The sequence below is a fragment of the Roseovarius sp. A46 genome (genome assembly GCF_004126395.1).
Classification (GTDB): domain Bacteria; phylum Pseudomonadota; class Alphaproteobacteria; order Rhodobacterales; family Rhodobacteraceae; genus Roseovarius; species Roseovarius nitratireducens.
Genome location: NZ_PVWS01000016.1, coordinates 1 through 23,065 on the forward strand (window position 1 = coordinate 1; position 23,065 = coordinate 23,065).

The window sequence follows — 23,065 nt, forward strand, 5'->3', positions numbered from 1 at the left end:
CGCAACCAACAGCCGCGCTGCGCCACCTGAAAGCTCCGCGCATCTGTCGGTTGCTCCACCTGCGCCTGTCGGCGTATCAACCCAAAGGGCTCCGGTTCCGGCTGGATGAAAGTTCAGTGGCAGGCCAGCCTGCCCTCACGCTACGGGTTTGTCAAATATACAATCGCCATTATTTGCGCCAACCAATACTGAGTAGTTGGCTAGTGGAACTTTCTTGGCTGCTGTAATGCTTCGAAAATTCGACACGGTGAAGGACGTGAGTTGCATTTTATGTCCCCAGAAACATCTGATATGTATTTTCTAGTCTACTGTAAAATCTATGGCAAGAATTCGTACAGGAAGGTTTGGGAGAGGTTTTCAATGCTCGGCAGGACACCGTGTTTGCCTCAGCATTCCTGCCCTTTTGCGCACATCCCCCTTCACCCCAACGCCCCCTCCAAATCCGCGATCAAATCCCCCGCATCCTCGATCCCCACCGACAGCCGGATCAGCGTCTCCGGGATGCCCGAATGCGGCTCGATGCTGGCGCGGTGCTCGGCGAGGCTTTCCACCCCGCCCAGCGATGTCGCCCGGTGAAACAGCCGCAGCCGCCCCAGCACCTCCAGCGCGCGCGCGCGGTCGCCCTTCACCATGAACGACAGCAGGTACCCGTACCCCCCATTCATCTGCCGCGCGGCGACGTCATGCCCCGCGTGCTCCGCCAGCCCCGGATATAGCACCGCCGCCACCCCCTCATGCGCCGCCAGGTACTCTGCCACCGCCATCGCGTTGGCGCACATCCGCTCCACCCGCAGCGGCAATGTCCGCATCCCCCGCATCAACAGCCACGCCTCGAACGGCCCGATCACCGCGCCTGCGTCATGCCGGTCGGTGGCGATCTCGGCCCACATCGGCAGCTTGGGGTCGCGGCACGACAGCACGCCGCCCAAAACATCCGAATGCCCCCCCAGCGCCTTGGTCGCCGAATGCATCGACAGGTCGGCCCCGAGGTCCAGCGCCCGGGTCAGCACCGGCGTCGCCGCCGTGCCATCGACCACCAGCACCGCGCCCGCCTTGTGCGCCATGCCGGATGCCGCCGCGATATCCACGGTCTTCAGCCACGGGTTCGACGGCGTCTCGATCCACACCATGTCCGCCGACGACCGGCACGCATTGGCCAGCGCGCGCGTGTCCGACGCGTCCACCTCGTCCAGTATGATCGCCCGGCGCACGCAATATTCGCGCACCCATTTCAGCGTGCCCCAGTAGATGCCATTCTGCATCACCACCCGCGCGCCCGACGGCAGCGCCCGGAACACCGCCGCCACCGCCGCCATGCCGCTGGGAAACAGCAGGCTCGCCGCCGCCTCTTCCAGCGCGCGCACCACCTCCTCGGCCTGCCGCACGGTGTCGTTCTGGTCCCGGCCATAGGTGTTGTCGGGGCGCAACAGCGCGTTGTCCTCGCCGCGCAGGTAGGTGGTGGCCAGGCTGATCCCCGGCACCGCGCCGCCGGTCTGCGCATCCATCGCACCCGCCGCCTGCGCCGCGATGGTGGCGGGGCTCAGTTTGCTGTTCTTCATGGCCGTTTTCGTCCTTTTGTTCGTTGTCTTTCAATGCGCACCAGCGCCGCTATCCCCCGCCCGGCGGCACCGCCGGGCAGCGCCTGCCTGCCCCCCGGCAGGCGCTTCAGACGTTACACCAGGTAGCAACGCCGCGCATTACTTGACCGCATCGCCGCTGGCACGGTTACGCCCGCGCGCCCGCCCAGGCAGGCGCTGCCCTCAGCACAACAGCACATCATGCCGCACTCTTTCACACCGCAAACAGCCGCCCCGGCCCCCAGCCCCGCGCCCGCTCGCCCGCACCCGCCAGCCGCAGCATATGCCAGAACATCGCCTGGTTCGAGGTCACCACCGGCTTGCCCAATGCCGCCTCAGCCTCGTCGATCACCGCCATGCTACGCAGGTTGGTGCAGGAGGTGAACACCGCCTCTACCCCGGGCCGCGCGCCGACGTCCAGCATCCCGCGCAACGTGGCCGCCTCGGGGATGCGCCCCACGATCCGGTCGTCGCTCTCGCCAAAGCTTTCCGAGGCCACCGCCTCGATCCCCGCTGCGCCCAGCGCCGCCTGCATCGGCGCCACCACCTCCGGCAGGTAGGGCGTGACCATGCCGATGCGGTCCACCCCCAGCACCCCCAGCGCCGCGATCACCGCGCTCAGCGGGTCGGTCACCGGCGTTCCGGGATGCGCCTCGCCCACACGCGCCGCCACCTCCGCAGGCCCGATCACCGTCGCGCCAGAGGTACACCCATACCCCACCGCCCCCAGCCCCGGCGGCAACAACGCCGCGCTGCGCGTCAGCTCCGGCGCCATATGCGCGAGGTCGTCGGGCGTGACATGGTCGCGCGCCGGGATACGGCTGTGCATCACATGCGCCGCGCGGCCCGCGAACACCTGCCGCGCCTCCCATTCGAGCCCCGTATCCACGCTCAGCACGATCAGGCCCAGCCGCAGCCCGCCCCCCGGCCCCTCGTCAAGCGCGTAATCCATCTGCCCCTCCTTCCGCCCGGCTCAGCGTGCCGCCCGAAACGGCGGCGCGCACGCCCGTGGTCCCCGGGCAGGACGTGGGCAACCCCCGCGCCACCCGCACCGCCAGATGCGCGAATGCCTGCGCCTCCAGCATATCACCATCGAGCCCCGCCTCCTCGACCGGCACCACCGGGCAGTCCAGCGAGGCGCGCAGCATCTCCATCATCACCGGGTTCTTGCGTCCGCCCCCGGTCACCAGAACACGCGCGGGTGGCACCGGGCAATGCTCCATCCCGCGCATCACCGCCGACACCGCCATCGCCGTCAGCGTCGCCGCCGCGTCGGAATCCCCCAGCTCGCCCACCAGCGCCACCATCTCGGCAAATGCGTTGCGGTCAAGCGACTTGGGCGGCATCCGCAGGAACCACGGCTCATCCAGGAACATCTCCAGCGCCCCCTGCGCCACCCGGCCCCGCCGCGCCAGCGCGCCGTCGTGGTCGCACTCGGCCCCCAGCCGCGCCTGCACCAGGTCGTTGATCGGCGCATTCGCCGGTCCGGTGTCAAAGGCCAGCAGCGCGCCGTCATCCTCGGGCCGCGCACAGCGCGGATCGACCCAGGTCAGGTTGCCCACCCCCCCGAGGTTGAGAAACGCCAGCGGCGCCCCGGCCCCGATCCATTTCGCGCAGGCGAAATGGTAGAACGGGGCCAGCGGCGCGCCCTCGCCACCGAACCGCACATCGGCGCTGCGAAAATCCCACACCACCGGCAGACCCAGCATCTCCGCCAGCCGCGCGCCGTCCCCCGCCTGATGGGTGCCGCGCCCGCGCGGCTCGTGCGCCAGCGTCTGCCCGTGAAACCCCACCAACGCGACCCCGTCAAAGCCGCGCAGCAACTCCGCATGCGCGTCCTCCACCACGCGCGCGGCGGCCTCGACCTCCGGCCCCACCCACTGCCCGAGTGCGCGGCGCAACACCGCGCGCTCAGTGTCCGAGTAGGGCCGGTAACCCACCGGGCCAAAGCCGTGGATTAGCTCGCCATCAGTCTCGATCATGGCGGCGTCCACCCCGTCCAGAGAGGTGCCCGACATCGCCCCAAGCGCCCGGATGCGCCCCGCCTTCAACATGGCCTTTTCCTTCGCCCCACGACTGCCTATACATGCCGCGCAAATCAAAGCGGGACAAGCGCCATGACCTACCACCCGAAATCCGATTTCATGCGCGTGATGATCGAGCGCGGCTTTCTCGCGGATTGCACCGATTACCAGGGGCTGGACGAGGCGCTCAGCGCGGGCGTGGTGCCCGCCTATATCGGGTTTGATGCCACCGCGCGCTCGCTGCATGTCGGCTCGCTCATCCAGATCATGATGCTGCGCTGGCTGCAAAAGACCGGGCACAAGCCGCTCACGCTGATGGGCGGCGGCACCACCAAGGTGGGCGATCCCTCGTTTCGCGCGGATGAGCGCCCGCTCTTGGACGATGCCGCGATCCAGGCCAATATCGACGGCATCCAGCGCGTCTTCGCCGCCTACATCACCTATGGCGACGGCCCCACCGATGCGCTCATGCTCGACAATGCCGAATGGCTCGACGGGCTGAAATACATCGAGTTCCTGCGCGATATCGGGCGGCATTTCTCGGTCAACCGGATGCTGGCCTTTGAATCGGTGAAATCGCGCCTCGACCGCGAGCAATCGCTGTCGTTCCTCGAATTCAACTACATGATCCTGCAGGCATATGACTTTCTCGAACTCAACCGCCGCTATGGCTGCGTGTTGCAGATGGGCGGCTCGGACCAGTGGGGCAACATCGTCAACGGGATCGACCTCACGCGCCGCGTGCTCGACCACGAGATCTACGGCCTCACCTCGCCGCTCTTGACCACCGCCGACGGGCGCAAGATGGGCAAATCCGCCGATGGCGCGATCTGGCTCGATTCCGAAATGTGCAGCCCGTACCAGTTCTGGCAATTCTGGCGCAACACGATGGACGCCGACGTGGGCCGCTTCCTGCGGCTCTACACCGAATTGCCCCTCGACGAGTGCAACCGCCTGGGCGCGCTCGCGGGGTCAGAGATCAACGAGGCCAAGATCATCCTGGCCAATGAGGTGACGACGCTGCTGCACGGGGCCGAGGCCGCGCAGGCCGCCGAGGCCACGGCCCGCGAGGTGTTCGAAAAGGGCGGCATCGGCGATGACCTGCCAACGCTCGACCTGAGCCGCGCCGAGGTGGCGGATGGCATCTCGGTGGTGCAACTCATCGTGCGCGCCGGCCTCGCCAAATCCGGCAAGGAGGCCAAGCGCCTCATCGCCGAGAACGGTGCCCGCCTCGACGACGCGCCGCTCACCGACGCGGGCCTCGTGCTCGACGCGGACGCGCTGTCCTCCCCGATCAAGCTCTCGGCGGGCCGCAAGCGTCACGCCCTCGTGAAACTCACCGACTGATCCGCCCCGATTTCTTCAAAAGAAATCGGCCCGAAGTCTTTTCAAGACTTCGACCCCCGTCACGGCAGCTTCACGAAACCCCGCTTGCACCCCCCGGGACGGCAGCCTATCCCTCCCGCCATGACCGATCACACCGCAGACGCCCCCGGCGGGATGGGCACGTTCGAGCGCTGGCTCTCGCTCTGGGTGGCGCTGGCCATGGGCGCGGGGCTGTTGCTGGGCAATCTCCTGCCGGGCGTCTTCCAGACCCTCGCCAGCGCCGAGATCGCCCGCGTCAACCTGCCCGTGGCGGTGCTTGTGTGGGCAATGGTTTACCCGATGATGGTGGGCGTCGATTTTGGCGCGCTGCGGCAGGTGGGCGAGCGGCCCAAGGGCCTCGTCATCACCCTGACGGTTAACTGGCTCATCAAGCCTTTCACCATGGCCGCACTTGGCGTGCTGTTCTTCAACCATGTCTTCGCCGGGCTGATCCCACCCGAGGACGCGCAGGGCTATCTCGCGGGGCTGATCCTGCTCGGCGCCGCACCCTGCACCGCGATGGTCTTCGTCTGGTCACAGCTCACCCGCGGCGACGCCACCTATACCCTCATGCAGGTCAGCGTGAACGACGTCATCATGGTGTTCGCCTTCGCGCCCATCGTGGCGCTGCTGCTGGGCGTGACCGACATCGCTGTACCGTGGGAGACGCTGCTGCTGTCGGTCCTGCTCTACATCCTCATCCCGCTCATCGCCGGGATCGCGACGCGCAGCCGTCTGATGCGGCAGGGGGGCGAGGCCGCGGTCGAGGCATTCCGCGCCCGCGTCAAGCCGATCACCATTCTCGGCTTGCTGGTCACGGTGCTGCTGCTCTTCGGCTTCCAGGGGCAGGTGATTATCGACACGCCGCTGGTGATCACCCTCATCGCCGTGCCGCTGCTGTTGCAGAGCTACGGCATCTTCATCATAGCCTACGGTCTCGCCCGTGCGTGGCGCGTGCCCTTCAACGTCGCCGCGCCTTGCGCGCTCATCGGCACGTCGAATTTCTTCGAACTCGCCGTCGCCGTCGCGATCAGCCTGTTCGGTCTCGGCTCCGGCGCGGCGCTCGCCACCGTGGTGGGCGTTCTGGTCGAGGTGCCGGTGATGCTCTCGCTCGTGGCCTTCGCCAACCGCACGCGCCACTGGTTTCCAGCCGCTTGACGCACCGCGCGCCGCCGGCCGCGAACCTTGCGGTTCGCGTCCTGAACCTACAGGTTCGCGCGGCCCGCCAGCGCGTCGTCCAGCACCTTTCGCACCACCTCGGGCGGCACGTCCCCCGTGATGAAGGCGTCGCCGATGCCGCGCGCGAGGATGAACCGCAGGGTGCCATCCACCACCTTCTTGTCCTGCGCCATCAGCGACAACAGCCCCTCGGCATCCGGCAATTTTCCTGGAATATCAGACAGGTCCGCCTTCATCTTCATGTCGCGAAGATGGGCGCGCACGCGGCTCGGCTCCTCCTGCGCGCACAGCCCCAGCCGCGCAGACAACTCGAACGCCAGCGCGCAACCGATCGCCACGCCCTCGCCATGCAGCAATCGCGCCCCATCATATTGTGTTGCCGCCTCCAACGCATGACAAAATGTATGGCCCAAGTTGAGCAAGGCCCGCTCGCCCTGCTCGGTCTCGTCGCGGCTGACGATCCCCGCCTTCATCTCGACCGAGCGTTTCACAAGATGGATGCGCGCCGCCATATCGCCCTTGGCGGCGGATGAGCTATGCTCTTCAAGCCATTGAAAGAATTGGCTGTCTCCCAACAGACCGTATTTCACGACCTCGCCATATCCCGCCCGGTAATCGCGCGGCGTCAGCGTGCCCAACACCTCCGTATCCGCCAGCACGAGGCTCGGCTGATGAAACGCCCCGATCAGGTTCTTGCCCCTTGGCGAGTTGATCCCTGTCTTCCCCCCGACCGAGCTATCCACCTGCGCCAGCAGGCTCGTCGGCACCTGCACGAACCGCACCCCCCGCCGCAGGATCGCGGCGGCAAAGCCGACAAGGTCGCCGATCACCCCGCCGCCGAACGCCACGACCACGTCGCCGCGTTCGATCCGCTGCTCCAGAAGCCACTCGACGACGCGTTCCAGGTGCGGCCAGGATTTCGTCGCCTCGCCCGGTGGCAGGGTCAGCAAGTCAGATGAAATTCCTCTATTGTCCAGCCCCTTACGGAGCGTTTCCCAATGCAGTCCCGCCACTGTCTCGTCGCTCACCACCGCCACGTGCGGGCGCTGCAACAGCGGCCTGATACGCGCGCCCGCCGCGCAGAGCAGCCCCGGCCCGATCACCACGTCATAGGCCCGCTCACCCAGTGGCACATGCACGGTTTCGATCATTTCACCTCCTCCAGAATATCCGGACGCGCGGCCAGCGCCGCCTCGACCTGCGCGGCCATGTCGTCGATCGCGTAGTCGCGATGTGCCTCTACTCGCACATCTGCCAGCGCATAGAGCGGTACGCGCGCCTCGTAGAGCTCGCGCAGCGTCTCTCGTGGATGAGCTGTGCGCAACAAGGGCCGGGTATTCTTGCCTTTTACCCGTGACCACAGCAGATCGAGCTCAGCATCCAGCCACACCGAAAGCCCCTTGCGCGCGATCATCTCACGGTTACGTTGCGCGAGAAAGGCACCGCCGCCGACCGACAGGATCGCCGGCGTCGCATCGAGCAACCGGTCGATCACCTCGCTCTCTCTGGCGCGAAAGAACTGCTCTCCATCCCTTTGAAATATCTCGGCAATTGTCATGTTGGCTGCCTTCTCGATCTCGACATCCGAGTCAAGAAACGGCACCCCCAAACGGGCCGCGAGCGCGCGCCCCACGGCGGTCTTGCCCGCGCCCATCATGCCGACGAGCACGATTGTTTTCTTAAGTTTCCAACGCTTGCCAGCCGCCACGCCCGGCGCTCCCTTGCCTCTTGGGGATATTTTGCACTCAATGGCGTGATCTTGCCGGAAATGCCAGCTATAAGTGGGAAAAATCACCCTCAGAGCACATGGACCGCCTCATGCTTCGCCTTATCAAATGGTTGTTCTACCTTGCAATTCTGGGGTTCATTGGGCTCGTGGCCTATGCCTATCTCGGCCCGTTCTTCGGTGCCGATTTCACCCCGACCCAAACCGAGACGCGGCAGGATATCATTCTTGAGATCGAGTAGCGCCTTTCTCGCCGCCCTTCTGTGGTCCGGCACCGCCGCGGCACAGGCCCCACTCTCGGCCATCGACTGGCTCGACGAGATGGGCACCGCCGCCGTCATATCCCCCGGCCCCGATGCGCCCGACACCGCCGACCGCATCTCGCGGCCCGACGTCACGGTAACGCCACTCGGCGCGCAACGCGCGGATTCGGTTGGGCTCTTGCCGAGCACCACGACCGGCCTGCCGCGGACGCTCTGGGAGGCAAGCAACACCGCCATCCTCACCCGCTATCTCGAGCGGCTGCCCGAGCGCCCGCTCCCCGCGATGCGAGCGCTCTACTACACGCTGCTGCTGGCTGAGGCCGACGCCCCCCCCGACAGTACCGGGGCCGCGTCGTTCCTGCACGCGCGCCTGGCGGCGCTGCGCCGGTTCGGCGCGGTCGAGCCCGCGCTGGCACTGGTCGAGCGCGCAGGCGGGTCGCGGCCGGGACTGTTCGACACCTGGCTCGACCTCGCGCTGCTCGACGGCCGCGAGGACCGGGCCTGCGCAGCACTCGCCGCCACGCCACACCTGAGCGATGATCCACGGTCGCGCATCTATTGCCTCGCCCGCGCGGGAGACTGGCAGACGGCGGCGCTGATCCTGCACGGGGCCGAGGCAAGCGGCGCGATCACCGAGCCGGACGTGACGCTCCTCGCGCTCCATCTCGAACCCGAACTCATCGAGGAGATCGCCCCGCCCGTGCCCCCCACCGAGTTGACGCCGCTTCGATTTCGTCTCTACGAATCCATTGGCGCACCACTCGGCACACATGGCCTGCCGCGCGCCTATGCCATGGCCGACCTGCGCGGTACGGCGGGCTGGAAGGCCGAGATCGTCGCCGCCGAGCGGCTTGCGCAGACCGGGGCGCTCGCTGCTACACGGCTCTTCGGGCTCTACACGGCGCGCAAGCCCGCAGCCTCGGGCGGTGTGTGGGACCGCGTCGCCGCGGTACAGGCGCTCGACAGTGCGCTCGCGCCCGGTGGCGGGGCTGAAGCGCTGGCCAAGGCGCTGCCCGCCGTGTGGGAGGGTGCGCGTGCGCTTGGGCTGGAAACGGTGATGTCCGAGATTTTCGCCGAGCGCCTTCTCGCCGCCGCCCCCCTGCCCGACCCGCTCGCTGCGCGCGCTGCCGAGATGGTCCTTCTGTCGCCGCTCTACGAGCGCGCGAGAGAGATCGCGTCACCCTCCATGCGCGACAGGTTCCTCGCCGGGATCGCCGAGGGCACCCCGGGAAACGCGGATGCCGCCACCCGGATGCAATCGGCGATCGCCGCAGGATTTGCCGCCACCACTGCCGCCCCCGAGCATCAGCAGATGATCGCCGAGGGTCGGCTGGGCGAGGCGATCCTCGCCGCCGCCGCGCTGCTCGACCACGGTGCCGAGAGGGTTGCGCCCTCGTCGGTGGAGGTCGCGCTCGCCACCCTGCGCGCCGCCGGGCTGGAGGACACCGCGCGGCGCGCGGCCTTGCAGATCGTGCTGCTCGGGCCGGACCAATGAACCTGGCCGAGAACCGCATCGACACCTTTCTCGAGGCGCAGGCTGCCGAACTGGGGGCCGCGCGCAACACGCTGATGGCTTATGGCCGCGACCTGCGCGCCTACGCAGGTTGGCTCATCACGCGGGGCGGGCGCGGCTTGCTGACGGCCACGCAGGCGGATGTCGAGGCCTATCTCGTGGCCTGCGATGCAGAGGGGCTGGCGCAGGCCACCCGCGCGCGGCGCCTGTCCTCGATCCGGCAATTCTACCGGTTCGCGGTGGATGAGGGCTGGCGCAGCGACAATCCCGCGATCCGCCTTCAGGGTCCGGGGCGCAGCCGGGCATTGCCACGCACGCTTACCGAGGGGCAGGTCGAGCGCCTGCTCGACGCCGCGCCACAAGTCGGCCGTGGTGAGGTCGAGCAGGTGCGCAACGGGGCTCTCCTGGCGCTGCTCTATGCCACGGGTATGCGGGTGAGCGAGCTCGTGGGCCTGCCGCTGGCCGCGGCGCAGGGCGACCCGGAGATGCTGCTGGTGCGCGGCAAGGGCGGCAAGGAGCGGCTGGTGCCACTGTCGCCACCGGCGCGCGCGGCGCTCGCTGCGTGGCTCGTGGTGCGCGCCCGCGACAAGCGGCGCGCGGCTTCGCCCTGGCTGTTTCCGTCGTCTGGCCGCGCCGGGCACCTGACGCGACATCGGTTCTATGGCCTCGTCAAGCAGATCGCCACCCGCGCGGGCATCGACCCTGACGCGGTCACGCCGCACCGGTTGCGCCATGCCTTTGCCACGCATCTGCTGGCGAACGGGGCCGATCTGCGGGTAATCCAGACGCTTCTGGGCCATGCCGATCTCGCCACCACCGAGATTTACACCCACGTACTCGACGCACGGCTGCGCGCGCTGGTGGAGGCGCATCACCCGCTCGGCACCACCCGCCGCAAGACTGACCCCAAGGGATGAGCGCGCGTCTGCCGCCTTGATTGAGCCGCCCTGAGACCGCATAACCCCGCCATATCATCTCAAGGACGCTGACCCATGGACTCGCTCGCCGCCTATCTCGACCCGACCTTCTGGATCACCGTCGTGGCGATTCTCGGGCTGCTGGTGCTCTCGGGTTTTTTCTCGGGCAGCGAGACCGCGCTCACGGCGGCCTCGCGCGGCAAGCTGCGCGCACAGGCGGAAAAGGGCTCGCGCGGGGCGGAGACCGCACTCGGGATCACCGAGGACAACGAGCGCCTGATCGGCTCGGTTCTTCTCGGCAACAACCTCGTCAACATTCTTGCAGCCTCGCTGGCCACCGCCCTATTCACACGGCTCTTCGGCGAGAGCGGCGTAGCGCTGGCGACGCTGGTGATGACGCTTCTTGTGCTGATATTCGCCGAGGTGCTGCCCAAGACCTATGCCATCACCAATGCCGAGTTGGCGGCGGCGCGCACCGCGCCGGTGATCGTCTGGGTGATCCGCGTCTTCGACCCAATCGTGTCCGCGGTGCGCTGGCTGGTGCGGCTGATCCTGCGCTGCGTCGGTGTGCAAACCGACCCCGACAGCCACATCCTCGCCGTGCGCGAGGAGATCGCCGGTGCGCTCTGGCTGGGGCAGTCCGAGGGCGTGGTCGAAAAGGAGGATCGCGACCGCATCCTGGGCGCGCTCGATCTCAGCGATCGCGCGGTCGAGGAGGTGATGATCCACCGCTCGCGCATCCAGATGCTCGACGTAGAGGCCCGCCCGCAGGATATCCTGTCGCAATGTCTTGCCAGCAACCACACGCGCCTGCCTCTCTATGAGGGCGATCCCGACAATATCGTCGGCATCGTCCACGCAAAGGACCTGCTGCGCGCCATCCACAAACTCGCCGTGGAGGGCGATAACAGCACCGGCGAACTCGACGATTTCGACGTGCGTACCATTGCGCGAGAGCCATATTTCATACCCGAGACGACCACGCTCGACGAGCAGATGCGCCAATTCTTGCGGATGCGGAGCCATTTCGCGTTGGTGGTGGACGAATATGGCGCGCTTCAGGGGCTGATCACGCTTGAAGACATCCTCGAGGAGATCGTCGGCGAGATCGTCGACGAGTTCGATGCCGAAACCGATCACCCGGTGCGCCGCGCCTCAGACGGCGACTATATCGTGGACGGGGCGATGACCATCCGCGACCTCAACCGCGCCACCGACTGGACCCTGCCCGACGACGCGGCCAACACCGTCGCGGGGCTGGTGATCCACGAGGCGCAGAGCATCCCCACGGTGGACCAGGTGTTCAGCTTCCACGGCTTCCGCTTCCAGGTCATGTCACGCAAGGATAACCGCATCACGAGGCTGAAGATCCGCAAACTGTGAGGGGGCTTTTGGCCTGGAGCGGACGTTGCAGTGAGCCGCGCCATCTCATGTCCGCGGCCAGGCGATCCAACGGTTTTTCAGGGCACTTTATTTCTGCTTTTCCGAAAAACATGCAATCGGCACGCTAGCTTAGCCAAATCGCCTGTCCGGGGGGCGGACATGCGATGGCGCGGCGGCCTTCGGCCTTGATTCCGCGCCGGGACCAGATGGTCCAACGTCCGCTCAAGGCCACCCAGCGACTTTCCGCCCGTCCGCGCCTCACCCACCCGCCGGGAACACGAAACACCGGTCGCGGCGGATCATCAGCCACAGCGGCTTGCCCGGCTTGGGCAGGAACACGTTGGGCACGCTCGCCTTGATGAGCGAGCCGTCGTGGTCCATGCGAAACTCCACCAGGCTTTCCGACCCCATGAACCGCGCCCGCGTCACCACCCCGCGCGCAGGCGTGCCGTCGAGCGGCGTGGGGTTGGGCCCGCGCCCGTTCCGGTCGAAATCGATCTTGATGTGCTGCGGACGGATCACGATCTCGACCACTTGCCCGTCCGGCACGCCAGGGGCGAGAAACTGGCCAAAGGGGGTCTCGGTCAGCGCCCCGCGCACGGTGCCCCGGATCACGTTGATTTCGGAGAAGAACGCCATCGCGCTGCGATCCATCGGCGCGTTATAGACGTTGTAGGGCGCGCCCTGCTGCACGATCCGCCCGTCGCGCATCAGCGCGATCTGATCCGCCATGCGCATCGCCTCCTCCGGCTCGTGCGTGACCAGCAGCACGGCGGTGTCCTCCTCGCGCAGGATGTCGAGCGTCTCGTCACGGATACCATCGCGCAAGCGGTTGTCGAGCCCCGAGAACGGCTCGTCCATCAGCATGATCCGCGGGCGCGGCGCCAGCGCACGCGCCAGCGCCACACGCTGCTGCTCGCCCCCCGAAAGCTCGTGGGGGAAGGCGTCGATATGATGCGCCAGATGCACCCGCTCAAGCAGTTCGATCACCCGTGCGCGCCGCGCCCGTCTCGGTCCGTCGAGGCCAAATCCCACGTTATCGGCCACGCTCAGATGCGGAAATAGCGCGAAATCCTGGAACATGAGGCCGATCCGCCGCCGCTCGGGTGGCACGCGGAAGATCGTGTCGCACACCAGCTTGCCATCGACATGGATCTCGCCCGAGTCCTGCATCTCGACGCCCGCGATCATCCGCAGGGTCGTCGACTTGCCGCAGCCCGACGGTCCCAGCAGGCACATCACCTGCCCCGGCAAGACCTGCAGCGATACGTCGTCTACCACCAGCCGCCCGTCATAGCGGCGCGTGACGTTCCTGATTTCCAGCCGGGGAGTGGGGCTTTGCACCGGTGTCTCTCGCCATCTATCCGACCGATTTGATCGGCCTTTGAACGCAGCCAATAGCAACCCCACCCCGCCCATGCAAGCACCGCCGCCCCTGCGCCGTTGACAGCGTGGAATCGAAGTGCTTGTGTGCCCACGGATTTTTCATACCGGAGTTTGACTCATGCGATTTATCACAGGCGCCGCTCTGGCGCTCTGCCTTGCGCTTCCCGCCCATGCCGAAACTGACCGCGAGGCACGGCTCGCCGTCGCGCGCGACTATGTCGAGGCCAGCATGGCCGACACGAACATCCAGGAGTTCATCCGCCAGATATGGCAGCCGATGGTGCAGCAGATGGCCGCCAACCGACAGGCGCTCTCGCCCGCGCAGGTGGCCGATATCGAGGCGCTCTTTTCCGAGGAGTTGACCGCGCCCCTCACCGAAGTCATGCGCCGCCAGGACGAGAACCTCGCCGATCTACTGACGCTTGAAGAATTGACGGCACTGCACGATTTCTACACTTCCGAGCACGGCGGCGAGGTAATGCGCAAGATGCCGCGGCTGGCGCAGGCGCAACAGCCGATGATCTCCGCGGTGTTGCAGGACGCCATGCCGCGAATGATGCCCAGGATCGAGGAGATCACCACCCGCGCGCCCAAGGCGGATTAGACCCGCGCCAGCACGGCCCGCGCCGCGCGCAGTCCCGGGGCCTCGCCCCCCTCGCCGAGGCGCTGCATGGTGGTCTCCATCGCCGCTTCTTGCGCGTCCGGGTGCTCCATCACCTGCAAGAGCGCCGGCGCGATCGCCTCGGGGCGGCAGGCCCGGCCGATGAATTCCGGCACCGCGCGGGTCTCGCTCACGAGGTTGACGAGGGTGAGCGTATCCACCCGGATGAGCCGTGACAGGATCGCGCGGCTGAGCGGCGCCATGTCGTAGGCGATCACCATCGGCGTGCGCGCATGCGCAAGCTCCAGCGACACGGTGCCCGACGCCGCGAGCGCCAGGTCAGCGGCGTGAAACGCGCGGGCCTTCTCGGCGGCATGGTCGGGGTCATCGGGCGACAGGATCAGCGGCTGCTCGGGCCAGTCCGCCAACGCCGCGCGGACCAACGGCACCATCGCCGTGGTGGTGGGTAGCACCAGCCGCGCCTCTGGCCGCACGTCCAGCACCCGCCTGATCGCCGCGCCGAAAACCGGGGCGAGCCGCGTCACCTCACCCCGCCGCGAACCCGGCAGCACCAGCAGGAGCGGCGCGTCGCCGATCCCGTGGCGCGCGCGGAACGTTGCCACCTCCGCCGCGTCGGGATGCGGCTCGGCCACCACCGGGTGGCCCACGAAATCGCAGGCCATGCCCGCGGCCTCCATCAGCGGCGGCTCGAACGGCAGAAGTGCCAGCACCTGATCGACATACTGCGCCATCCTTGCCGCGCGCCCCGCCCGCCAGGCCCAGACCGAGGGGGCGACGTAGTGCACGGTACGGATGGCCGGATTCGCGGCGCGCACCTGCCGCGCCACGCGCAGACCGAAATCCGGGCTATCGATGGTCACCAGGACGTCCGGCGCGGTCTCCAGAACGGCGGCGACGGTCTGCGCGAGACGGCGGCGCAGATGCAGGTAGCGCGGCAGTACCTCCGCCAGCCCCATCACGCTCAGATCGTCCATCGCGAACAGGCTGTCGAGTCCCTGCGCCTGCATAATCGACCCGCCCACGCCGAAGAATCGCGGCGTGGCGAGCGTCTTGAGACCGGACATCAGTGCGCCGCCCAGCCGATCGCCGGACGCCTCACCCGCGACGAGAAACACCTTCACCCCTGCCCCCCGGACGACCCGCCGTCGCGCACCCACAGGAACAGGCCCGCGCCCGCCAGCACCTCGATCACCCGGGCACGGTCGAGCACCATTACACCGCCCGCTGCAATCACGATACCGGCAAGCCCTGCCTCGGCGGCGCGCGCGGCGGTATCGGGGCCGATCACCGGCATATCCACGCGCATCTCCTGACGGGGCTTTGGCGCCTTGTATAGAAACGCGGGCGTGGCCTGCGCATCCGCCGCGCGCCGCCAGTCGACGGCTGCATCGAGCGCGAGGTCTAGCGGGTTGAACGCCCCCAGTGCGAGGTCGGCCAGCATGGCGTCGGTGCCGCGCGCGTCCTCGCGTGCGACGACCGTGCCACCGCGCAGGACCACCGCCTGCCCGGTATCGCTGCGCCCCATCTCGGCCAGCGCGGCCTCGGCGGTGGGCAACGCCGCGCGCACCTCCGGGGGCAGCGCACCCACCGGCACGCCGGCCTCCGGCAACAGGTCCGGCGCGATGGCCGCCGCGCCCACCACGGCGATCCCCGCCTCCTCGATGATCGCCACGATCTCGCGCAGGGTGCCGTCGTCGCCCTTGGCCATCGCTGCCATGAGGCGTGGCACCAAGGGCGCGGTGGCCGCGTCGATGCGGCTCGGGTCCACCTCGGGCCGCCGCATAGCGCCCGCCATGCACAGCCGCGTCACCCCGCGCGCGCGCAATTCCTCCAGCAAGCTGCCGAATGTCTCGAGCCGAAAGCCCAGCCGGGGCATATCGCCGGTGACCTGCGAGGGAAACTGCTCCACCTCGCACAGCACAGGCACCTCGCCCCGCGCCAGCAGCACCCGCACCAGGTGCGGCGGCACGCCGCCCTGCCCGGCGATAAGCGCGAGGCCCACCGGCCTAGCCCTGCCCGGGGGTGAGGTAGGAGCGGTCGGAATGCGCGGTCACGAAATCGACGATCCGGCGCACGTAATCGCTCGTTGTCTCCTCGCCCAGCCTGCGTGCGCGGTCCTGGAACGCGCCCTCGCCCTGCGCCAGCATCTGGAACGCGGCGCGCAGCGCGGTGATGTCGGCGCGCGGCACGCCGCGCCGCTTGAGCCCCACGAGGTTGAGCCCGTCGAGATAGCCGCGCGGCCCCTGCACAAGGCCATAGGGGATCACGTCGTTGGTCACCATCGTCACCGCCCCGATAATCGCGCCGCGGCCGATACGCACGAATTGATGGACCCCCGACAGCCCGCCGATGATGACATCGTCCTCCAGCACGCAATGCCCCGCGAGGGCCGCGTTGTTGACCACGATCGCCCGGTCTCCGATCTGCACGTCATGGGCCACGTGACAGCCCGCCATGAACAGGCCGTCGTCGCCCACGCGCGTGACACCGCCGCCGCCCTCGGTGCCGGTGTTCATGGTGACGTGCTCGCGGATACGGTTGCGCGCGCCGATCACCAGCCGCGTCTCCTCGCCACGGTACTTCAGATCCTGCGGAATCTCGCCGATGCAGGAGAACGGAAAAATCAGCGTGCCATCACCGATCTCGGTCGCGCCGGTCACCACCACGTGGGACTTGAGCGTGACACCGGGAGCAAGCCGCACCCGCGGGCCGACATGACAGAACGGCCCAATCTGGCAGCCCTCCCCGATCTCGGCCCCCGGCTCGACCACCGCCGCCGGGTGGATCATCGTCTCGCTCATCGCGTCAATCCTTCGGCATGTCCATCATGGCGGTGAATTCCGCCTCGGCGGCCACCTCGCCCGCGACCGAGGCCACGCCCGCGAATTTCCAGACCTTGCCGCCCGGCTTGCCCCGGCGCGTCTCGACCTTGAGCTCCAGCACGTCGCCCGGCACCACCATGCGGCGGAACTTGGCCGTCTCGATGGCCATGAAATAGACCAGCATGTTGCGCTCCTCCAGACCCAGCGCACAGCCCACCATGACCGCAGCGGTCTGCGCCATCGCCTCGATGATGGTCACCCCCGGCATGATCGGGTGGCCCGGGAAATGGCCCTGGAAATGCGGCTCGTTCATCGAGACGTTCTTGAGGCCGCGCGCCGAGTTGAAGCCGTCGATATCGACCACACGATCCACCAGCAGGAACGGGTAGCGATGCGGGATAATCCGCTGGATCAGATGGATATCCGCGGATTTCAGCGGCTCGCTCATGGCACGTCCTCTCAAAGTTGCGACGCGCTGTCCCTAGCAAGTGCGCCCGCGCGGGGCAAGCGCGGCGCGCGGCTACTCCTGCGGCGCGTCGGGCGGCTCGGGGCCCTCGCCGATGCGGGCGTCGATGCGCGAAACGGCGATATCGGTCACGTCGGCCACCTCGGCGCGCAAGATCACGCTGCGCACATCCAGCAGCGCCACCGCATCCGCCTCGTTCAGGATATCACCCAGAACCGGCTGCACCACCCGCATGAACTGCACCGGCGCGAGATCGCGCTGCCGTTCCAACTCGCGCGAGAGCCGCTCGCTCTCGCGGCGCAGTTGCGTCACCTTGGTATCGAACGCGTCGGCCATCTCGCGAAACTCGTCCGGCGGGGTGGTGGCGCGCAACTCCGTGAGCTTCTGCTCTTCGGCCTCGAGCTCGGCGGCCACGCGATCGTTGCGCGAGATCAACGCGTCACGCTCGGCCTCGATCCCGGCCTGGAGCTTCTGGCCATAGGCGGTTTCCGCCAGCAGCCGCTCGATGTCGATCACAAGCACATCGCTCTGCACGACGCCCAGTTGCTGCGCCCGCGCGGGCGCATCCGCGCCCCCCGAGAACAGGGCCAGAAACGTTGCGAGAAAGAGCCCCGCGCGCATAATCAAAAGTCGGTGCGAACCGTCAGGTTGAAGCTCTGCTCGAAATCGCCCGGCTCCTTCTTGAGTGCGTTGGAGAAGTTCATCCGCAGCGGCCCGAAGGGCGAGCTCCAGAACACCGACAGGCCGATGACGTGGCGTGGCTCGAACCCGGTGGCGGCGAGCGTGCCAACCGCCGCGCTCTTGTTGTCGACACCCCAGATCGCGCCGACATCGTAGAACGCGCCACCGGTGATACCGTATTCCTCCGGCAGACCGATGGGGAATTCAGCCTCGAGCTTCAGCGCCGCGTAGTAGTCGCCGCCAAGATGCTCGTTGCCCTCGACCGGGCCCATCCCGTTGGGCTCGAACCCGCGGATCACCTGATCGTTGAAGCGGTTGAGGAATCGGCTGTTTTGCCCGCTGTTGAACTCGATCGCACCACCCTCGACGATGGCACGCAGCGTCACTTCCTCGTTGAGCACCGCGGTCTGTCCGACCAGCCGCAGGGTGGTCTTGATATACTCGTTATCCCCACCGAGCCCAGCCAGTTCCTGCCCGAAGGACAGAAGTATCCCCGAATTGGGGTCGAGACCGGTGCGGCGCGTGTCAAAGCTGTAATCATAGCCCACGGCACTGGTCCAAAGGTCGCCCTGATTGATCTCGTTCTGGAGAATGCCACTGTTGCCGTTGTAGTCCGACATCTCCTCGTAGCGACCGTTGTAGAACAGGCCCAGACGTCCATTCTCGCCGGTGGGAAAGGTCAGGCTGGGGCGGAACACACCGATGGCGGTATCGAACAGGGCGTTGTCGCTGTCGGTCTCCTGGAACGCGAAGTCGAGCCCGAACGCCACGTCCCGCCCCAGGAAGGCGGGTTCGACGAAGCCGATGTTGTAGTTGAGCGTGTCGCCGGTGCCCAGGATGTTGAATTTGAGTTCCTGCCCCCGTCCGAGGAAATTGCGCTCGGACAGGCCGAATTGCAAACCCAGACCCGAATTGGTCGAGAAGCTGGCACCGACCGAAACAGAGCCGGTCGTGGTTTCCTCGACATCGGTCTCGATCACGACCTGGTCGGGACGCGACCCCTCGCGCGCGTTGACATCGACATTCTCGAAGAAACGCAGCGCACGGATGCGCTCGGCCGCCTGCCGGATCGCGCGCGGATTGAACGGATCGCCCTCGGCGGTGTCGAACTGGCGCCGGATCACCCGGTCAAGCGTGGTGGTGTTGCCCTCGATATCAATACGCTCGACGAACACACGCGGTCCCCGCTGGAGCACGAATTCAACGTCGAGCGTCAGCTCGCGGTCGTTGCGCGTCACCCGTGGCTCGACGCGCAGGAAATCCACGCCCTGCTTGACGCCCAGCCGCTCCATCCGGGCGATGGCATTTTCGACCACGTTAGGGGAGTAGACCACGCCAGAGCGCAGCTTGAGCGTGTCGTGATACGGCTCGGCCTCCACGGCGTCATACTCGCTCACCGTCGTCACCTCGCCAAAGCGGAACTGCTGCCCCTCTTCAACGTTAAAGGTAACGAAATAACCGTCGCGTTCGCGCGCCAGCTCGGCATTGACGCCGGTCACGCGGAAATCGACATAGCCCCGCGAATTGTAGAAGTCCGTCAGCACCTGCCGGTCAAAGCTTATCCGGTCCTCTACGAAGGTATCCCTGCTGATGATCGCACGCAAAAGCCCCGCCTGCTTGCTCTGGATCGCGCGGCGCAGGCGACGGTCGGAATAGACCCGGTTGCCGGAAAAGCCGATACGCTTGATCTCGATGGCGCCGCCCTCGAAAATCTCGAAAACGACGTCCACCCGGTTGTCGCTACGGCGGATCACCTTGGGCGTGACCCGCGCCGAAATGCGCCCGTTCTGGGCATAGGCCTCGGCGATGGTAGCGGCGTCGCGCTCGGCCTGCGCGGGGCTGAACACCTGCCGCGACCGGCTCTGGATAAAGCCCGACAACTCCTCGTTCTTGAGCTTCTTGTTGCCCTCGAAGGCGATGCGGTTGATGGTCGGGAACTCGGTCACGCGAATGACCAGGCGGTTGCCCTGCGGATCGAGCTCGACGGTCTCGAACAGGCCGGTATCGAGAATGCGCTGATAGGCAGCGTTGAGCTCGCCCGCGCTCACCGTCCCGCCCCGTGCGATCTCGGCATAGGACAGGATCGTATCGCCCTCGATCCGCTGATTGCCCTCGATCGCCACCTCGGTAAAGCGGTATTCCTGGGCCTGACCCTGCGAGGCAAGCCCGACCAAGGCGAGCGACAGCACCGCAACTAGGTGGAAAAGACCCTGTTTCAAAAAGGCGGCAAGCGGCCGTGCCGCGTCACAATCGCTCATCGGTCAAACCCAGTCAGACATCCCATTAACCGAAGTCACTACCCGGTCTGTCAGGGCTTGTCAAAACGCGAATGACCGGGTCACAGCGTGCCGAGATATCCCGCCGCCATCAGTGCCGCAGCCAGCGTCGCGGCAAACAGCAACAGATCGGCATTGACGGCGACCAGCACGCTTGCGCCGCGATATGCGTCCCTGAGACTTGGCATGATCCGCTCCTTCGCGCATAATTCCGGACATTGCCGAGCTTGCCTGCCCGCAATGACGAATTTTTGCTCGAATCGTGGCAAGAATCGGGCGCGCGCACCTTGTCAGCGCGCCGCCATGAACGCCGCGAGCCGCGCCAGCCCCTCCTCGATATCTGCCGTCGCGCGCGCATAGGAAAAGCGCAGCGTTCCCGCCCCGCGACCGGGGTCGAAATCAAGCCCCGGTGTCACCGCGACGCCCGCGCGTTCAAGGATTTCGGCGGCCAGCGCGCGGCTGTCATCGGTCAGGTGGCGCACGTCGGCATAGACGTAGAATGCACCGTCGGGTGGCGCGATCCGGTCAAAGCCCGCCTTGGGCAGCCCCTCCAGCATCAGCGCACGGTTACGGGCATAGACCGCCCGGTTGGCCTCCAGCTCCTCGTGGCAGTCCATCGCCGCCAGCGCCGCGATCTGGCTGGCATGTGGCGGGCAGATAAAGAGATTCTGCGCCAGCCGTTCGATAGTGCGCACGTGATCCTCGGGCACCACCATCCAGCCGATGCGCCAGCCGGTCATCGAGAAATACTTGGAGAAAGAATTGATGACGTAACAGTCGTCGGTGATCTCCAGCGCGCTCACCGCGCGGGCCTCGTAATGCAGGCCATGATAGATTTCGTCGCTGATGAATTGCCCCCCGGCCTGTTGCGTGGCGCCAATCAGCGCCGCCAGCCGGCCGCGGTCCAGCATCGTGCCCGATGGATTGCCCGGGCTCGCCACCAGCAGCCCTGCCAGATCGCGGTCCGCGAGGTCTCCGGGCACTGGTTGCAGGCGGTTTTCCGCCGACGTTTCGATATCGACGGGCACGAGGTCCAGCGCGCGCAGGATCTGGCGATAGCTTGGATAGCCCGGAGCGCCGATTCCCACCCTGTCGCCCGCGTCGAAGAGCGCGGTGAAGGCAAGGATGAACGCCCCCGACGATCCCGGCGTGATGACCACGCGCGCGGGGTCGAGATCAACGCCATACCATTCGCGGTAATGCCGCGCGATGCGGGCACGCAGCTCCGGCAACCCCAGCGCCACTGTATAGCCGAGCGCGCCCGCCTCCATCGCCGCGGCCAGTGCCGCGCGCGCACCCGCAGGGGCCGGGGTGCCGGGCTGCCCCACCTCCATGTGGATGATCCGCCGCCCCGCCTCTTCGGCGCGGCGCGCGGCCTCCATGACGTCCATCACGATGAACGCATCGACCTTGGATCGGCGGGCACGGCGCATTACATTCCTCCTCGAACGGGTGCGGCACGCCTCCGTTTCACTGACAAAGGCAGGCAAGGTCAATGCAGCCAATCCGATTTATCGCCGCACTGCTGGTGCTGGTCGTGACGCTCGCCGCCCCGGCGCGCGCCGTCACGCTGTTGCGCGATCCCGATATCGAGCACGGGCTGAAGATGCTGGCCGAACCGGTGCTGCGTGCCGCCGGGCTCAGCCCCGAGCGGGTGGATATCCTCGTGCTCGACGCTCCCAGCCTCAATGCCTTCGTCGTCGATGCCAATTCCATTTTCCTGCATTCCGGGCTGATCCTGCGGATGGACAACCCCGCCATGCTGCAATCGGTGATCGCCCACGAGGCCGCGCATATCTCCAACGGCCACCTGATGCGCCGCCCCATCAACCTGCGCAACGCCCGCAACGCCGCCGCACTCGGCACGATCCTCGCGGGCATCGCGGGCGCCGCCGCGGGCAGCGGGGAGTTCGCCGCCGGGGCGGCGGCAGGGATACAGGGTGCGGCGATGCGCAGCTTCTTCTCGCATACCCGCGCCGAGGAAAACGCAGCCGATACCAGCGGGATGCGTTATCTGCACAGCGCCGGCGTCAACCTCTCGGGCGCGGTGCAGGTGATGGATCTCTTCCGCGGACAGGAATCGCTGTCGCTGACGCGGCAGGACGCCTATGCGCGCACGCACCCACTGTCGCGCGACCGCTTCCGCCGGGTGCGCGCGCTGGCCGAGGCGCAATCGGGCGAGGCCAGACCCGACCGCGAGGCCGAATACTGGTTTGCCCGCACCAAGGGCAAGCTCTCGGCCTTCCAGCGCTCGCCGAAATGGACGCTGACGCGCGCGGGCGAATCGGGCTTCGAGGATGTGCGCCTTATGCGACAGGCGGTGGCGTATCATCGCCTCTCTGATCTCGGTCGTGCGCTGCCGGCCATCGACGCGGCCGTCGCTCGGCGGCCCGATGATCCCTACCTGCACGAGTTGCGCGGCCAGATCCTGATGGAAAGCCGCCGGATCAAGCCCGCGGTCGCCGCCTATGCCCGCGCCGCGAACCTCGCGCCACGCGACGCGCTCATCCTCGGCGCCTACGGGCGCGCGCTGCTAGCCGACGGGCAGGTACAGCAGGCCGCCCGCCGGCTCGAGGAGGCCCGCGCTCGCGACGGGCGCGACATCCGCGTGCTGCGCGACCTGGCTCAGGCCGAGGCGCAGATGGGCAATCGCGGCATGGCCTCTGTCCTCACCGCCGAGCGTTATGCGATGGCAGGCCGTCTCAAAGATGCTAGGATACACGCCGAACGCGCCAGCGGCCTGCTGCCTCGGGGTTCGCCAGGCTGGCAGCGCGCACAAGACATCCTTGCGACCGCGGACGCCGCCGAGAAACGGAGAAAGTGACAAAGTGACCCTACCCTACCGACTCGTGACCGCCGCCCTGC

Annotated in this window: 22 protein-coding genes; 8 read left to right on the forward strand and 14 right to left on the reverse strand. The window is 67.2% G+C overall.

What is annotated here, in order from left to right; genetic code table 11:
• Positions 1-419: 419 nt before the first annotated feature.
• The 3 genes from C6W92_RS09920 to C6W92_RS09930 all read right to left on the reverse strand — a co-directional run bounded on the left by C6W92_RS09920 (position 420) and on the right by C6W92_RS09930 (position 3,631).
• Complete coding sequence (locus tag C6W92_RS09920) at positions 420-1,559, reverse strand: aminotransferase class I/II-fold pyridoxal phosphate-dependent enzyme (protein WP_129432819.1); 1,140 nt, start codon at positions 1,557-1,559, stop codon at positions 420-422.
• A 232-nt stretch (positions 1,560-1,791) separates the two neighbouring features.
• Positions 1,792-2,529: an Asp/Glu racemase gene (locus C6W92_RS09925; RefSeq protein WP_129432820.1), complete on the reverse strand. Its 738-nt coding sequence runs from the start codon at positions 2,527-2,529 to the stop codon at positions 1,792-1,794.
• Positions 2,513-3,631: an anhydro-N-acetylmuramic acid kinase gene (locus C6W92_RS09930; RefSeq protein ID WP_129432821.1), complete on the reverse strand. Its 1,119-nt coding sequence runs from the start codon at positions 3,629-3,631 to the stop codon at positions 2,513-2,515. Before C6W92_RS09930 ends, C6W92_RS09925 begins: the two co-directional genes overlap by 17 nt.
• Before the next feature lie 63 nt (positions 3,632-3,694).
• Between C6W92_RS09930 and tyrS the strand changes: the two genes are divergently transcribed.
• Positions 3,695-4,948 (forward strand): tyrosine--tRNA ligase, encoded by a 1,254-nt coding sequence (gene tyrS, locus C6W92_RS09935; protein WP_129432822.1) that lies wholly within the window; start codon positions 3,695-3,697, stop codon positions 4,946-4,948.
• 120 nt (positions 4,949-5,068) lie between these two features.
• Entirely contained in the window at positions 5,069-6,124 is a 1,056-nt protein-coding gene (gene arsB, locus C6W92_RS09940) for an ACR3 family arsenite efflux transporter (protein ID WP_129432823.1), read from the forward strand.
• Positions 6,125-6,171: 47 nt separating this feature from the next.
• Here the strand turns inward: arsB and aroB are convergent, their stop codons facing one another.
• Both aroB and C6W92_RS09950 read right to left on the reverse strand, forming a co-directional pair.
• Positions 6,172-7,296 (reverse strand): 3-dehydroquinate synthase, encoded by a 1,125-nt coding sequence (gene aroB, locus C6W92_RS09945; protein ID WP_129432824.1) that lies wholly within the window; start codon positions 7,294-7,296, stop codon positions 6,172-6,174.
• Entirely contained in the window at positions 7,293-7,853 is a 561-nt protein-coding gene (locus C6W92_RS09950) for a shikimate kinase (protein WP_277815900.1), read from the reverse strand. Before C6W92_RS09950 ends, aroB begins: the two co-directional genes overlap by 4 nt.
• 110 nt (positions 7,854-7,963) lie before the next feature.
• On the opposite strand from C6W92_RS09950, the gene C6W92_RS17700 reads away from it, so the two are divergent.
• From C6W92_RS17700 to C6W92_RS09965, 4 genes are all read left to right on the forward strand, one after another.
• Positions 7,964-8,113, forward strand: coding sequence for a hypothetical protein (locus tag C6W92_RS17700; RefSeq protein ID WP_164989213.1), 150 nt, complete (start codon positions 7,964-7,966; stop codon positions 8,111-8,113).
• Positions 8,100-9,629: a hypothetical protein gene (locus C6W92_RS09955; protein ID WP_129432825.1), complete on the forward strand. Its 1,530-nt coding sequence runs from the start codon at positions 8,100-8,102 to the stop codon at positions 9,627-9,629. Before C6W92_RS17700 ends, C6W92_RS09955 begins: the two co-directional genes overlap by 14 nt.
• The gene (locus C6W92_RS09960; protein WP_129432826.1) at positions 9,626-10,564 is read left to right on the forward strand and encodes a site-specific tyrosine recombinase XerD; all 939 of its coding nucleotides are present in this window, start codon (positions 9,626-9,628) and stop codon (positions 10,562-10,564) included. Before C6W92_RS09955 ends, C6W92_RS09960 begins: the two co-directional genes overlap by 4 nt.
• 75 nt (positions 10,565-10,639) lie before the next feature.
• A complete protein-coding gene (locus tag C6W92_RS09965) occupies positions 10,640-11,947 on the forward strand; it encodes an HlyC/CorC family transporter (protein ID WP_129432827.1) in 1,308 nt (435 codons plus the stop codon).
• 258 nt (positions 11,948-12,205) lie between these two features.
• Here C6W92_RS09965 and C6W92_RS09970 read toward each other — a convergent pair whose 3' ends face one another.
• Positions 12,206-13,291: an ABC transporter ATP-binding protein gene (locus C6W92_RS09970; protein WP_241691124.1), complete on the reverse strand. Its 1,086-nt coding sequence runs from the start codon at positions 13,289-13,291 to the stop codon at positions 12,206-12,208.
• Between the two features lie 160 nt (positions 13,292-13,451).
• Here C6W92_RS09970 and C6W92_RS09975 point away from each other — a divergent pair, with 160 nt between their 5' ends.
• Positions 13,452-13,937 (forward strand): DUF2059 domain-containing protein, encoded by a 486-nt coding sequence (locus C6W92_RS09975; protein WP_129432829.1) that lies wholly within the window; start codon positions 13,452-13,454, stop codon positions 13,935-13,937.
• Here the strand turns inward: C6W92_RS09975 and lpxB are convergent.
• From lpxB to C6W92_RS10010, 8 genes are all read right to left on the reverse strand, one after another.
• Positions 13,934-15,076, reverse strand: a complete 1,143-nt coding sequence (gene lpxB / locus C6W92_RS09980) for a lipid-A-disaccharide synthase (RefSeq protein WP_129432830.1) — start codon at positions 15,074-15,076, stop codon at positions 13,934-13,936. The two genes, C6W92_RS09975 and lpxB, sit on opposite strands and share 4 nt — an antisense overlap.
• Entirely contained in the window at positions 15,073-15,957 is an 885-nt protein-coding gene (gene lpxI, locus C6W92_RS09985) for a UDP-2,3-diacylglucosamine diphosphatase LpxI (protein WP_129432831.1), read from the reverse strand. Before lpxI ends, lpxB begins: the two co-directional genes overlap by 4 nt.
• Positions 15,958-15,961: 4 nt before the next feature.
• A complete protein-coding gene (gene lpxA, locus C6W92_RS09990; RefSeq protein WP_129432832.1) occupies positions 15,962-16,756 on the reverse strand; it encodes an acyl-ACP--UDP-N-acetylglucosamine O-acyltransferase in 795 nt (264 codons plus the stop codon).
• Positions 16,757-16,760: 4 nt separating this feature from the next.
• On the reverse strand, positions 16,761-17,225 hold the full coding sequence (fabZ, locus tag C6W92_RS09995) for a 3-hydroxyacyl-ACP dehydratase FabZ (RefSeq protein WP_129432833.1): 465 nt from the start codon (positions 17,223-17,225) through the stop codon (positions 16,761-16,763).
• Between the two features lie 72 nt (positions 17,226-17,297).
• Positions 17,298-17,864, reverse strand: a complete 567-nt coding sequence (locus tag C6W92_RS10000) for an OmpH family outer membrane protein (protein WP_129432834.1) — start codon at positions 17,862-17,864, stop codon at positions 17,298-17,300.
• Positions 17,865-17,866: 2 nt separating this feature from the next.
• Positions 17,867-20,182, reverse strand: coding sequence for an outer membrane protein assembly factor BamA (gene bamA / locus C6W92_RS10005; protein ID WP_129432835.1), 2,316 nt, complete (start codon positions 20,180-20,182; stop codon positions 17,867-17,869).
• Between the two features lie 80 nt (positions 20,183-20,262).
• The gene (locus C6W92_RS18150) at positions 20,263-20,388 is read right to left on the reverse strand and encodes a hypothetical protein (RefSeq protein WP_276308229.1); all 126 of its coding nucleotides are present in this window, start codon (positions 20,386-20,388) and stop codon (positions 20,263-20,265) included.
• A gap of 102 nt (positions 20,389-20,490) precedes the next feature.
• Positions 20,491-21,633 (reverse strand): aminotransferase class I/II-fold pyridoxal phosphate-dependent enzyme, encoded by a 1,143-nt coding sequence (locus C6W92_RS10010; RefSeq protein WP_129432836.1) that lies wholly within the window; start codon positions 21,631-21,633, stop codon positions 20,491-20,493.
• A 62-nt stretch (positions 21,634-21,695) separates the two neighbouring features.
• On the opposite strand from C6W92_RS10010, the gene C6W92_RS10015 reads away from it, so the two are divergent.
• Positions 21,696-23,024 carry a M48 family metalloprotease gene (locus C6W92_RS10015; RefSeq protein WP_129432837.1) on the forward strand — a complete coding sequence of 443 codons (1,329 nt, stop codon included), beginning with the start codon at positions 21,696-21,698 and terminating at the stop codon, positions 23,022-23,024.
• Positions 23,025-23,065 lie beyond the last annotated feature (41 nt).

Excerpts from the sequence above, each read along its gene's own strand:
- C6W92_RS09920 (WP_129432819.1), bottom strand. The coding sequence starts at position 1,559 with ATGAAGAACAGCAAACTGAGCCCCGCCACCATCGCGGCGCAGGCGGCG.
- C6W92_RS09925 (WP_129432820.1), bottom strand. The coding sequence starts at position 2,529 with ATGGATTACGCGCTTGACGAGGGGCCGGGGGGCGGGCTGCGGCTGGGC.
- C6W92_RS09930 (WP_129432821.1), bottom strand. The coding sequence starts at position 3,631 with ATGTTGAAGGCGGGGCGCATCCGGGCGCTTGGGGCGATGTCGGGCACC.
- tyrS (WP_129432822.1), top strand. The coding sequence starts at position 3,695 with ATGACCTACCACCCGAAATCCGATTTCATGCGCGTGATGATCGAGCGC.
- arsB (WP_129432823.1), top strand. The coding sequence starts at position 5,069 with ATGACCGATCACACCGCAGACGCCCCCGGCGGGATGGGCACGTTCGAG.
- aroB (WP_129432824.1), bottom strand. The coding sequence starts at position 7,296 with ATGATCGAAACCGTGCATGTGCCACTGGGTGAGCGGGCCTATGACGTG.
- C6W92_RS17700 (WP_164989213.1), top strand. The coding sequence starts at position 7,964 with ATGCTTCGCCTTATCAAATGGTTGTTCTACCTTGCAATTCTGGGGTTC.
- C6W92_RS09960 (WP_129432826.1), top strand. The coding sequence starts at position 9,626 with ATGAACCTGGCCGAGAACCGCATCGACACCTTTCTCGAGGCGCAGGCT.
- C6W92_RS09965 (WP_129432827.1), top strand. The coding sequence starts at position 10,640 with ATGGACTCGCTCGCCGCCTATCTCGACCCGACCTTCTGGATCACCGTC.
- C6W92_RS09975 (WP_129432829.1), top strand. The coding sequence starts at position 13,452 with ATGCGATTTATCACAGGCGCCGCTCTGGCGCTCTGCCTTGCGCTTCCC.
- lpxA (WP_129432832.1), bottom strand. The coding sequence starts at position 16,756 with ATGAGCGAGACGATGATCCACCCGGCGGCGGTGGTCGAGCCGGGGGCC.
- fabZ (WP_129432833.1), bottom strand. The coding sequence starts at position 17,225 with ATGAGCGAGCCGCTGAAATCCGCGGATATCCATCTGATCCAGCGGATT.
- C6W92_RS10000 (WP_129432834.1), bottom strand. The coding sequence starts at position 17,864 with ATGCGCGCGGGGCTCTTTCTCGCAACGTTTCTGGCCCTGTTCTCGGGG.
- bamA (WP_129432835.1), bottom strand. The coding sequence starts at position 20,182 with ATGAGCGATTGTGACGCGGCACGGCCGCTTGCCGCCTTTTTGAAACAG.
- C6W92_RS18150 (WP_276308229.1), bottom strand. The coding sequence starts at position 20,388 with ATGCCAAGTCTCAGGGACGCATATCGCGGCGCAAGCGTGCTGGTCGCC.
- C6W92_RS10010 (WP_129432836.1), bottom strand. The coding sequence starts at position 21,633 with ATGCGCCGTGCCCGCCGATCCAAGGTCGATGCGTTCATCGTGATGGAC.
- C6W92_RS10015 (WP_129432837.1), top strand. The coding sequence starts at position 21,696 with ATGCAGCCAATCCGATTTATCGCCGCACTGCTGGTGCTGGTCGTGACG.